The organism is Halocola ammonii (genome assembly GCF_049334165.1).
In the GTDB taxonomy this organism is placed as follows: domain Bacteria; phylum Bacteroidota; class Bacteroidia; order Flavobacteriales_D; family Sanyastnellaceae; genus JBEGHD01.
On sequence record NZ_JBEGHD010000008.1, the window covers coordinates 47,593 to 59,885 of the forward strand.

Here is a 12,293-nt window from a genome sequence, read left to right on the forward strand (position 1 = left end):
GGATGTCATACTGATACTGAATCAAGTTCAGCATGACATCCGGCAATTGATTTTTATCATCTATGAGTGCTACATATTTCTGCGGTACTGACCACCAACTTCGAAAAGCGCTGAAGTGATTTCTCCGAGCGAGCAGTACTTGGTAGCCTCCATCAAGGTGTCAAACATATTTTTGTTTTCAACTGCTGTTTTCTGGAGGTTTCTAACCCATTCAGTTCTTTCGTCTTCGCGAGCTTCGTGCAATCTGCCGAGCATATCAATTTGATACTCTTTTTCGTCTTTGGTGGCACGAATCACTTCCTTCGGCAAAATTGTTGGCGATCCTTTACTACTCAAAAAGGTATTTACACCTACAATCGGATATTCTCCAGAATGCTTCAGCGTTTCGTAGTAAAGACTTTCTTCCTGGATTTTGCTGCGCTGATACATGGTTTCCATCGCGCCCAAAACTCCACCGCGCTCGGTGATTCGGTCGAACTCGCTCAAAACCGCTTCTTCCACAAGGTCGGTCAACTCCTCAATGATGAATGATCCCTGGATTGGGTTTTCGTTTTTGGCCAGCCCGAGCTCCTTATTAATGATCAACTGAATAGCCATTGCTCTTCTCACACTTTCCTCTGTTGGCGTAGTGATCGCCTCGTCATAGGCATTCGTGTGCAGGGAGTTGCAGTTGTCGTAAATGGCATAAAGAGCTTGCAGCGTTGTACGGATGTCGTTAAACTGAATTTCCTGCGCGTGCAAACTTCGACCACTTGTTTGGATGTGGTACTTCAGCATTTGTGCTCTGGCGTTGGCTCCGTACTTGTCACGAAGAGCTTTTGACCAGATTCTTCTGGCCACACGGCCGATTACCGCGTACTCCGGATCAACTCCATTAGAGAAGAAGAAGCTTAGGTTCGGACCAAACTTGTTGATGTCCATTCCACGACTCAGGTAGTATTCCACATAGGTGAAACCGTTTGCAAGTGTAAATGCCAGTTGTGTGATCGGATTGGCACCGGCTTCGGCAATGTGGTATCCCGAAATCGAAACAGAGTAGAAGTTGCGGACATTCTTCTCGATAAAATATTGCTGAACGTCACCCATGAGGCGAAGTGCAAACTCAGTAGAGAAAATACAGGTGTTTTGAGCCTGGTCTTCTTTTAGAATGTCAGCCTGAACTGTACCGCGAACTACAGAAAGTGTGTTGGCTTTTATTTCGTTGTAAACACTTTCCTCTAAAATCTGATCTCCGGTGATTCCAAGCAACATGAGGCCGAGTCCGTCATTTCCTTCGGGTAGTGTTCCGGCCACACTGAGTTGTTTTGGAAGCTCCGACTTCTTTTGACCGTCTTCAGCTTTTTCAGAAATTCCCTGATAGCGTGGGCGCTCAATGCCTTTGTCGTCATAAATTTCTTTGAGCTTCGCTTCGACCTTGTCTTCCATTCCTTTTTCTCGGATGTACTTTTCACATTGCTGATCGATGGCAGCATTCATGAAAAAGCCGAGGAGCATTGGAGCGGGGCCGTTGATCGTCATCGACACAGAAGTCTTTGGATCGGCCAGGTCGAAACCGGAGTAAAGCTTTTTGGCATCGTCCAGACAGCAAATCGATACTCCGGAGTTACCGATTTTCCCGTAAATGTCAGGTCTGTGGTCGGGATCGTTTCCGTAAAGTGTTACCGAGTCGAAAGCCGTTGAAAGTCGCTTTGCCGGCATGTCGAGAGAAACGTAGTGAAATCTGCGGTTGGTCCGTTCTGGGCCACCTTCCCCGGCAAACATTCTGGTTGGATCTTCACCTTCTCTTTTAAATGGATAAATCCCGGCCGTGTAAGGAAATTCACCTGGAACATTTTCTTGGAGTGACCATCTCAAAACATCGCCCCAGGAGCGATACTTTGGCAAAGCCACTTTTGGGATTTGCGTGTGAGACAGCGATTCGCTGTGCGTTTGAATCTTAATTTCTTTATCGCGCACCTTGAAAACGTAGAGGTCGTCTTCGTAGCGCTTTTTCTTGTTCTCCCAGTTTTGTAGAAGCTCCCAGTAGTGTGGGTTGAGGTCTTTTTTAAACTCTTCAAACTTCGAAATCAACTCGCCCACGAGACCATCTTTGTTTTCTGTTTCGGAGTCATGGAGCAAATCCGGTCCTCCAAGAGAAATCACTGTCTGACGAAGACTGTAGAGTTGATCGGCTACATCGGCTTCTTTGTCAACTCGCTCGTCAAAAGAGCGGTTGTTTTCAGAAATCTCAGAGAGGTAGCGTGTTCTGTTTGGCGGAATCACAAACACTTTCTCACTCATCTCATCCGAAATCTCGAATGTAGAGTTAAGGTCGGCTTTTGTCTTCTCAACGATTTTATCCATCAGGCTTTTGTAAAGGCTGTTGGTACCTGGGTCGTTAAACTGCGAAGCAATCGTTCCAAAAACAGGAAGCTCATCATCTTTAGCATCCCAAAGTTGGTGGTTGCGTTTGTATTGCTTTTTCACATCGCGCAAGGCGTCTTGTGCTCCGCGTTTGTCGAATTTGTTAATCGCTACCATGTCGGCAAAATCGAGCATGTCGATCTTTTCGAGTTGGGTGGCGGCACCAAACTCCGGTGTCATCACATAAAGCGAAACATCCGAGTGATCCATGATTTCCGTATCCGACTGACCGATACCAGAAGTCTCGAGAATGATCAGGTCGTGCTTCGAAGCTTTGAGAATTTCTACGGCTTCTTTCACATATTTAGAAAGCGCGAGATTCGACTGTCGAGTGGCAAGGGAGCGCATATAAACTCGCTTGTTGCGAATAGAATTCATGCGGATTCGGTCTCCCAAAAGGGCGCCACCGGTTTTTCTTTTCGAAGGATCAACTGAAACAATTCCCAGTGTTTTTTCGGGAAAGTCGATGAGAAATCTTCTGACCAATTCATCGACCAGGGAAGATTTCCCGGAACCACCTGTTCCGGTGATACCCAAAACGGGAACGTCAATTTTGCTCGCCAACTTGTGGATTTCATCAAGGTCAGCCTGATGCTCTTCTGGATAGTTTTCCGCAGCAGAAATTAATCTGGCGATAGATTTTACATCTCTTTGTGGCAAGTGCTTGATTTCACCGTTGAGGTCTTTTCCAGTGGGGAAGTCGCTTTGCTTCACAAGGTCATTAATCATTCCTTGCAGACCCATCTCACGACCATCGTCTGGGTGATAAATCCTAGTGATTCCGTATTCCTGAAGCTCTTTAATTTCCTCGGGAAGGATGGTACCACCGCCACCGGCAAAAATCTTGATGTGGCCGGCTCCTTTTTCCTGAAGCAGGTCGTACATATATTTAAAGTATTCCACGTGTCCACCCTGATAGCTGGTCATGGCAATTGCCTGAGCATCTTCCTGAATGGCGGTATCCACCACTTCCTCGACAGAGCGGTCGTGACCAAGGTGAATCACCTCGCACCCGGTGCTTTGGATGATCCTACGCATCACATTGATAGCAGCATCGTGACCGTCAAATAGTGAGGCGGCAGTTACAATTCTGACTTTGTTCTTTGGCTTGTAAGGAGATGTTTTTTCCATTGCAGATTTGATTTCTAGCGAGAGCAAATTTACCTAAATTCCTAGGTTGGGCAAAAGGTAGCAGCATTCTATTGATTGGAGTTTAAACTCTTTGAGGTAATAATCTGTTCATCTGTTAGCCGAATAAAATTCAATTGGTTTTCGTTAATTTTGAGAGAGATGCAAAAAGTGAAGCCGAAACTTTTTATTCGTCTAGTTTTCTGTCAGATTTTTCAACTTTTTAATTGTAGCCGATTATGCTTTTGAATTTCAACTTAAAAGATCACCTCGACCGCCAGAGAAACACTTATCAGCCAACAGAAGAAAATGCAATTGTTTCTGATGCAATTGATATTCTACTGGATGACATTTGCCGTGAAAAGGCTTTGAAGCAAACGCTCGAAAATGGATCGGCTGAAGGAATTCAACTCCCCGAGGCATCTCATTTTGCAGAAAAGGATATTTATGAAGTGGAAGACATCAGAAGTCTCGCGATAAAATATCGTTTGCGTTTTCTCGACAGTGAAAAGTTTAGCAGTGGGATACCTTATGAAGCTCTCACGCGAATCAAACAGATTGAGAGAAGTACAGGACAGGAATTGGTGAAGTTTAAAATTTTGGCGCCTTCAGAAATGTTTACACTGGAGGATTGTGACAAGGATCCTTTGCTCTTTGCTGAGCTTGCTGATGGTCGATTCCTCTTTATACATCAGTGGGGAGGAGATTTGTCAGTTTGGCGAAAGGTAGCAACCTGGCCTCTCCGAAATTTCAGAACCCTGGCAGCAACGATTTTTTCAATTTCATTTTTGATTGCTTTGTTGTTACCAACAGATCTGGTGCTGAGTGGTGAGGTAAACAGTATTTCAGCAGTGAAATTTGCATTTTTTGCCTGGACATTTGTTTGTATTTCTGCAATCGTGACCTACGTGGGGTTTGCATTTTTCAAAAGTCTGAGCTCCTCTCAATGGGATAGCCCATTTTTCAAGCACAGTTTTTAAATCGGCATTACATTATAACCCGAAGCTGCGAGTTGTTCGAGTTCAAAAATTAGTTAATATCGCTTACTGTGCTAAAAGTGATTTTGTACATACTCGTTTACTCAGCTATCATCTACATGTTGGTTTGCCTGGTTTTTTTTCTGATTCAGGAAAAGCTCATTTTTATTCCTACCAAGCAGGGCACAGATTTCGAATTCAAACTGGCTACACCCTACGAGGAGCATTTCATAGAAACTCCAAATGGCGGCAAAATAAACGGCTTGCTCTTAACTGTTGAAAATAGCAAGGGCGTAATTTACTACCTGCACGGTAACACTGGAAGTATAAAACGTTGGCGGTTTATGGCCGAAGAGTTGACGAGCTACGGCTACGATGTTTTTGTTATAGACTACCGAGGCTATGGTAAGAGTAAAGGTCACCGAACAGAGGAGCTGATGCACAGCGATGTGGAAGTGTGCTATTCTTTTCTAAAGTCCAGATACCCAGATCAGCCAATCATTGTTTATGGTCGGTCGTTGGGGAGTGGATTTGGAATCAGGCTTTGCTCCAAAGTAGCAGTCAACCGACTCATTCTCGAAACTCCTTTTTACAGCTTGCTACACGTGGCGAGGTTCTACTTTCCGTTTTTGCCAACATATTATCTCATGCGTTTCAGATTTAGGAGTGACCTCTTCATAGATAAGGTAAAATGTCCAATCGCGATTTTTCACGGAACCAAAGATCGGATTGTGCCATATCATTCAGCACTGGCACTTTTTAAATTGGTTGAAGACAATCCGAAGGTAGAGATGACCACCCTTGTAGGGGCCAGACACAACAATCTGAATGCTTATCCACTTTTCAGGGAAAGAATGACTGCTTTTCTGGAATCAGCGACAAGTGACGGAAAAGTTTCTACTAAATCGGGTAACTCTTCGATAAATTGAAAAAAATTGTGCTTTCGAATTTTGCGTTGTTGACTTAAATCATTTATCTTTAGCCTTCTAAATTTTACACCAAAATACTTTATGACCATGAAGAAACTATACACACTAATTGTAGGAATGCTTACAATGACCTTTGCGGTTAACGCGCAATTGGCCGATCAGCCTTATAGCGTTGAAACTGTGATGCAACACGAGGGGATGGTAGGCAATACCGACCTCACAGGATATACAACCTACCGCGTATACATTCACCTGCAAAATCAATCCGATTTTGTTTCTGCAATTTATGGTGATGAGAGAGCTGACAACACGATTCCTTTCAATCTTGACTTTACCTGCGATCTATACCAGCATCCTGATGGAGCGTTTCTAGGTAACAATGTGCAAGAGGCCTTTTTCGACTATGTTCCAGAGATGGAGTACGATTCTTGGTTCAGCATCGGTGCAGACAATAATTCTGAAGGTGGTGCGCTCACGGCATTTGCTGAGCCAGCTGCGTCTTCTATTCTTCAAAAGTTTAACAACAATGAAACTGTAACTATTGAAGATGGAGCAATCTTTACTTTGAACGATGAGCAACATCCGAATGGTGAGGCTAAATTGAGCCAGCTAGGTGAGAAAAGAGTTCTCATTGGTCAATTCACTACATGTGGGGATTTCAACTGGTGCCTTAACGTACAAATTTTCCCAAGCCGTGAAGGTGGGGAGCAAATACGTGAAAGCCTATGCATTTCTAGCGAATGTGTGACGAATGCAGCTCAGGTAACATGGCAGGCAACTCCCGCAACTGATGAGAATGCTTCTAACGCTTCAATCGACTACAACATCGAAGAAGAAGTTGCTTCAGTGAAGCTTTTCAAAAACAATGAGCTTTCTACTGAGTTGATCGCAACGACTTCTGAAACAGAAGGAACTTTCGATAACCTAGAAGCTGGAGTTTACTTCCTTGAGCTTGACAAAGGTCAATACTGCAAAAAGAACTCAGAAATGATTGATCTAAGGTCAGGTTCAGTGAACGTTGACGAAAATGAAAATGAAAACCTTAATGTATCTGTTTATCCGAACCCAGGTACCGGAATTTACCAACTTGAAGTGAGCGAGAAAGCAAATGCTCGTTACTCAGTTCAAGATTTGCAAGGCCGGGTAATTGTTACGGGTAACGTTAACAATGCACAGGGACAAGGTCCAGTGAATAAAGAACTGGATATTTCTAGCAGTGCTAATGGAACTTACATCGTGAAAGTTTATGTAAACGATGAAGTGAAAAACATTCGACTGGTTAAAGCAGATTAATCATCTTAACAATTGATTTAAAAAGGGTTGGCTCTTCAGCTAGCCCTTTTTTTATTCCCTGATGCAACAAAACCAACCTTTTCTTTTGTCTTTATTTATTAAGTAAACTTGCTGCAAACGAACGTGTAGCAGTGGACATGGGTTACTTTATACCTTTGGAAGCTTCACACATTCTAAGAAATGTTTATTTTCGGATTTGATTTGCTAAATGACCTGAGATTAGCAATTAATTAACCTAGGTATGACAAACCAAGCTATGCTAAATGTGAGACGCATGTGTAGATCCTTCTTTATTGTAATTGCTTTCGTACTTATTTCCTCTTTCGCGAAGGCCCAACTGGCCACCCCAGAAGTAATTGTTGAACCAGTCGAAACTCATACCGGAATGGTAGGTGGCGTGGATTTGAGTGGTTTTACTACATACCGAATTTATTTGAATTTGGAAAGTGATGAATACATTTTGACTGGACTTTTTGCGAACCCTGTTACTGCTACACAGCCTGAGCCTATTGATATTATCTTCAATTCTGAATGTGAGATTTATCAAGATCCTAACGGTGAGTATCTAGGATCTGAAATTGGCTGCGGATTTATTCCGGGTTTTCCGGCTTTGGAATTCGATTCATGGCTAACAATAGGGATGGAGTGTAATACTGATCCAGGAAGCGTCAGTGCTGTCTATTTCGATATGGGTGCAGAGGCCCAATTGGAGACTGACTTTAATGAAGATAATGGAATCGGATTCGGAACTATTGAAGTGAATAATGGCGCCATATTCGCGCTCAATGATCAGCCTAACACAATACCGATTCAAGATGCAGATGGCAATTGGAAAGTTCTTATTGCGCAAATTACTACCTGTGGTAACTTTGAGCTGTGCTTTGGAGCACAAATTCAAGAGGTTGTGGAGGACCAACCTAATATTACTCATACCTACGAGCTCTGCGCTACAAGCCCCTGCGATGACAACCCAATTGATGTCAGTTCATCTTCCACAAACCTATCTTGTTTTGAAGATGGAACTGGAACTATTTCTACCGAAGTAACTCTCGATGGAAATGGCGATCTGTCTTTCGATTTGTTTGGTACGGAAAACGATGAAGACACGCTGTTAGTCGAAGATGCCGCTGCCGGTGACTTCACAGATCTCGCAGCTGGAGATTATATCGTAGTTACGACAGACAACGTAGGGTGTATGAATTACTCAGATACTCTTACAATTACGCAGCCAGATGAACTTATTTTAGATATCACTCAGGATAGCGGTGTGCTTTGCGCTGGTGATGAAACGGGAGAGCTCAGCGTTTCTGCCACTGGTGGTACAGGCGCCTACGAATACGACTTCGATAATGGAAATGGATTTGTTTCTACCACCAGTATTGCTGATTTGGCCTGCGGGGAGTACAACATAACTGTCCGAGATGAAAACCTTTGTGAAACCACAGAGACAGAGGTGATTGATTGTCCAGAGCCTATAGTTATCGACATGAATGCAAATGACGTTAACTGCTTTGGTGCTTGCGATGGCTCCATTGAAGGAACTGTGACTGGAGGAACTGGAGTACTCACTTACGAATGGACAGGCTGTGACGGGTTCACGTCTGCCGACCTCGAACTTGCGGATTTGTGCCCTTGCGATTCTTACCAATTGGTGGTAACAGATGAAAATGCCTGTCAGGATTCAGTGACTTTCGAAATCACAGAGCCGCTTGAATTGACAACAACCACTTCAGTAGAGGATGTAGACTGCTTTGGTGACGCTTCGGGTCAATTGGTTGTGATAGCCGAAGGAGGAACTGGAGCATCAGAAATTACTTGTGAAGACAGTAACGGATTTGAAGTTGATAATCCTGCAGCTGTGACTGCCGGGACATATATCTGCACAACAGTGGATCAGAATGGCTGTACTGTCGTAGATACTCTGGAGGTAACTCAACCAGACGAATTAGTTTTCACTCTGGATACGACAAGCATTTCGTGCTTTGGATATGCAGATGGAGTTATTGCTGTTGACCCAATGGGCGGAACACCTTCGAGTAACGGATATCAGATTTCACTTGCGCCTGATCCAAATGGTCCATCTTCGGGTCCCGTATTCGATAGCTTACCAGCTGGACTTTACACGGTCTCTGTAGCTGACTCCCTGGGTTGCCTCGTATCGGAAGAAATTGAAATTTTCGAGCCGGATGGAATTCAATTAAGCTTCGAGACAACTAGTGTTTCCTGTAATGGTGGCAGCGATGGAGACCTGCTAATTGAAGCAGAAGGAGGAACGGATCCCATTACTTATGAAATTGAATCTGCCGATGATGCTTTCTCAAACATCACTGGTTTTTTTGAAAACCTACCTGCCACAGGTTATGATGTTACCGTGACAGACGACAACGGATGTGCTGTTACAGACTCAGTTGTTGTCAACGAGCCTGACACTCTCATGGCTTCTGTGCTTGCGAATGTTGATGTGAGCTGCGGTGGAGAATGTGACGGTGCTGTTTTGCTTGATATTACAGGGGGAACACCAGAATACGAAGTGATTTGGAATGGTGATCCGCAACAGATGAATGACGAATTGTGTGCAGGACCAAACCAGGTGAACATCACGGATGCTCAGGGTTGTACTTTTGCAGCAGAAGTTATCGTGAACGAGCCGGCTCCGATCCAATTTCTCATCAACACCCAAAATGCAACTTGTACTGGAATGACCGATGGATCTGCAAACGTTGAAGCCATTGGCGGAACAGGTGAAATTTCAATTGATGTTGGAGGAATTGATCTCGACAATCTCGCAGAGGGAGAATACATTGTGACTGCCGTGGACAGCGTTGGCTGTTTCGCTCAGGATACGATCTTCATGGAATCTAACATCGAATCGGATCTCACTCTGGAGCTTTTCAGTTCGCCTGTTACATGCTGGAATCAGGGAGATGGAACTGCAACTGCAGCAGTGTCTGGAGGTGAAGGTCCAATTTCTTATGTGTGGAACGATGAAGATGAACAAACTACCGCTACCGCGGTGGGCTTGCCAGAAGAACTCTACTCTGTAACTGTAACTGACGCCCAGGGCTGCGAGCTTTCGGGATCGGTTGAGGTTGAGCCAACAGTGGGATGCTTCTTCATAGCAACTGCAATTACTCCAAACAGTGACGGTATCAATGACGAATGGGTTATAGGTGGACTCGAATTCTTTCCTAATGTTCTTGTACAGGTGTACAACCGATGGGGGCAGCTCGTTTTTGAATCTCGGGGTTATCCCACAAGATGGGACGGAAGGTTTAACGGAAACAGATTGCCAATAGCCGACTACTACTACGTAATTACCTTCGAGGAAAGTGGCTTGGATACCATGACCGGAACTGTAACAATCAAATACTAATCAGACCAGGATGAAAAGACTTTTACTAATAACTATAGCTCTTGCATTTTTTAGCCAGGCCGATGCGCAGCAGTTGTTCAGAAGGACTCAGTTTATGAACAACCGGTACCTCGTCAATCCTGCCGTGGCTGGATCTCAACTTTATTCACCGGTGATGGTAACTTACCGAAATCAATGGGCAGGATTCGAGCAAGCTCCGGTGAGCTACTCAATGAGCGCGCACACCAGCTGGCCGCATGGTTTTGGCTTCGGAGTTATACTTTATTCAGATGACACCGGTGGGGCTATTTCTAGAACAGGAGCCGATCTCACAGTTGCATACAAGGCCGATCTTAATCAATTTAATAGAATCTCATTTGGGTTGAGTGGTATGTTGGGCCAGTACAGTTTTAACAACAGTGAGCTCACAGTTGAACAAGCAGACGACCCGGCTTTGAACGGAATGCAAGACGAAACTCAATTCCTCTTCGATGCTACATTTGGATTCCAGGTTTGGGGAGAGCAATACTTTTTCGGAGCAGCAGTGCCCAACATGCTTCAAACTACACTCAAGGTAGTGAACAACGCTTCTGCGGTGGAGAATCAGGACATCAGACACTATTACCTTATGGGTGGATACACTTTTGAGGCTGCGGATAAATTTGACATCGAACCTTCTGGAATGATGCGCTTCACTGAAGTGACTCCGGTGCAGGTTGATGTAAATGTGAAGGGAACATACAACGACATGTTCTCAGCCGGTCTCACTTACCGTCACAATGACGCTGTAGGAGTGATGGCAGGAGTGGAGTACAAAAACTTCATGTTTTTCTATTCTTACGACATCACCTTCACCGGGGCCAACAACCTGAGTCCGAGTACTCATGAGATTGCCGTGGGATACAATATTCAGCGTCAAACAAAATTCAATACTCAATCTAAATTCGACTCCAGATTTAGAAGATAAATCAGGAAAAAATTGTAAAATCAACACACCTGACCACTCATGAAAAAGATTGCATTAGCGGCACTGATAGCATTTTTTCCAACTTTTCTCTTTGCTCAGTTCGATTCCATTTTGATCGAAGAAGTCGATAATAAAGGACTGGTAGAAGGGAGAACTTTTCGCATTTATGTAGTCGTCAAAAATGAGGGAGATCAGGTACATGCTATTTTCGCTGATAGCAACAATGATCTTTTCATTAAGAGCACAGAGCCCTTTTATCAAAACGATTATGGTGGTGCGTTGGCATCTAATGTGAATAAAAGATTAAAGCGAGAAAAGCCTGAGCTGAATTACGATAGTTGGTTTACCATTGGATATTCTGATAATTATCGAAACCAGGTGAAAGAATGGGCACTTGACTTTTCATCATTCGAAAGTGGGGGTGACTTTATTTTGAAAGATGGAGCCTGGTTTGTTACTCCAGATGACAGTCAGGCCTATGCCAAGGCCGATAAGAAAATTCTCATTGCTCAGTTAACAACAACTGGAACAATCACCGGTAGCATAAACATTCAGGGGCGCACCGGGGAGAACGAAACCGACCAGTATGGTAATTTGCAATGGCAAACCTGGAAAGTTGTGGACATCGAGTTCACCTGTGGAGGTGAACAATAAAAATAAGCTGAAGTACAGGAAAGCTACTCTGGAACAAAATCGAGTGCAGCCGAGTTGAGGCAATATCTCAAGCCTGTAGGATTTGGTCCATCTTCGAAAACATGGCCAAGGTGACCCTTACACCTGGCGCAAACCACCTCTGTTCGCACAGTTCCGTAACTCGTATCTTTTCTCTCTTCAACAAATTGCTGCTTGATAGGGTCGTAAAAACTCGGCCAACCCGTTCCTGATTTGAACTTCGTATTGGAGTGAAATAGTGGAAGTGCGCACCCTGCACAGATGTAAACTCCTTCTTCTTTATTGTCCCAATAGTCACCTGTGAATGCGCGTTCTGTGCCGGAATTTCTCAGAATTTCGTATTCCTCATCTGTTAGTTCGGATTTCCATTCTTCCGAAGATTTTTTCACAGTAGTGCCATCCCAGTTCATGTCAAGCTCTTTCGGGAGCTCTTCAACAGATTCTGAGTTAGTGCCGCTTTCCTGACCGCAGGAACTGAAGCTGAAAATTAGAGAAACGAGCAAAAAGGTAATTACTTTGAAATTCATTTTAAAGATACTTTTAGAGATAGAACGCCTAAGTGGTCTGATTAG

At 44.0% G+C, this 12,293-nt stretch carries 8 protein-coding genes; 6 read left to right on the forward strand and 2 right to left on the reverse strand.

The features are described 5' to 3' along the window. Window positions 1-69: 69 nt before the first annotated feature. Window positions 70-3,534 carry a methylmalonyl-CoA mutase family protein gene (locus tag ABHV44_RS09475; RefSeq protein ID WP_459074441.1) on the reverse strand — a complete coding sequence of 1,155 codons (3,465 nt, stop codon included), beginning with the start codon at window positions 3,532-3,534 and terminating at the stop codon, window positions 70-72. 236 nt (window positions 3,535-3,770) lie between these two features. Between ABHV44_RS09475 and ABHV44_RS09480 the strand changes: the two genes are divergently transcribed. The 6 genes from ABHV44_RS09480 to ABHV44_RS09505 all read left to right on the forward strand — a co-directional run bounded on the left by ABHV44_RS09480 (window position 3,771) and on the right by ABHV44_RS09505 (window position 11,703). Beyond that, window positions 3,771-4,511, forward strand: a complete 741-nt coding sequence (locus ABHV44_RS09480) for a hypothetical protein (protein ID WP_459074442.1) — start codon at window positions 3,771-3,773, stop codon at window positions 4,509-4,511. A gap of 68 nt (window positions 4,512-4,579) precedes the next feature. After that, window positions 4,580-5,437: an alpha/beta hydrolase gene (locus tag ABHV44_RS09485; RefSeq protein ID WP_459074443.1), complete on the forward strand. Its 858-nt coding sequence runs from the start codon at window positions 4,580-4,582 to the stop codon at window positions 5,435-5,437. Window positions 5,438-5,524: 87 nt separating this feature from the next. Next, entirely contained in the window at window positions 5,525-6,730 is a 1,206-nt protein-coding gene (locus ABHV44_RS09490) for a T9SS type A sorting domain-containing protein (protein ID WP_459074444.1), read from the forward strand. Window positions 6,731-7,004: 274 nt separating this feature from the next. Next, the gene (locus tag ABHV44_RS09495; protein ID WP_459074445.1) at window positions 7,005-10,103 is read left to right on the forward strand and encodes a T9SS type B sorting domain-containing protein; all 3,099 of its coding nucleotides are present in this window, start codon (window positions 7,005-7,007) and stop codon (window positions 10,101-10,103) included. A 10-nt stretch (window positions 10,104-10,113) separates the two neighbouring features. Then, window positions 10,114-11,049 (forward strand): PorP/SprF family type IX secretion system membrane protein, encoded by a 936-nt coding sequence (locus tag ABHV44_RS09500; protein ID WP_459074446.1) that lies wholly within the window; start codon window positions 10,114-10,116, stop codon window positions 11,047-11,049. Between the two features lie 39 nt (window positions 11,050-11,088). Next, window positions 11,089-11,703 (forward strand): hypothetical protein, encoded by a 615-nt coding sequence (locus ABHV44_RS09505; RefSeq protein WP_459074447.1) that lies wholly within the window; start codon window positions 11,089-11,091, stop codon window positions 11,701-11,703. A 23-nt stretch (window positions 11,704-11,726) separates the two neighbouring features. Here the strand turns inward: ABHV44_RS09505 and msrB are convergent, their stop codons facing one another. Continuing rightward, window positions 11,727-12,248: a peptide-methionine (R)-S-oxide reductase MsrB gene (gene msrB, locus ABHV44_RS09510; protein WP_459074448.1), complete on the reverse strand. Its 522-nt coding sequence runs from the start codon at window positions 12,246-12,248 to the stop codon at window positions 11,727-11,729. Window positions 12,249-12,293 lie beyond the last annotated feature (45 nt).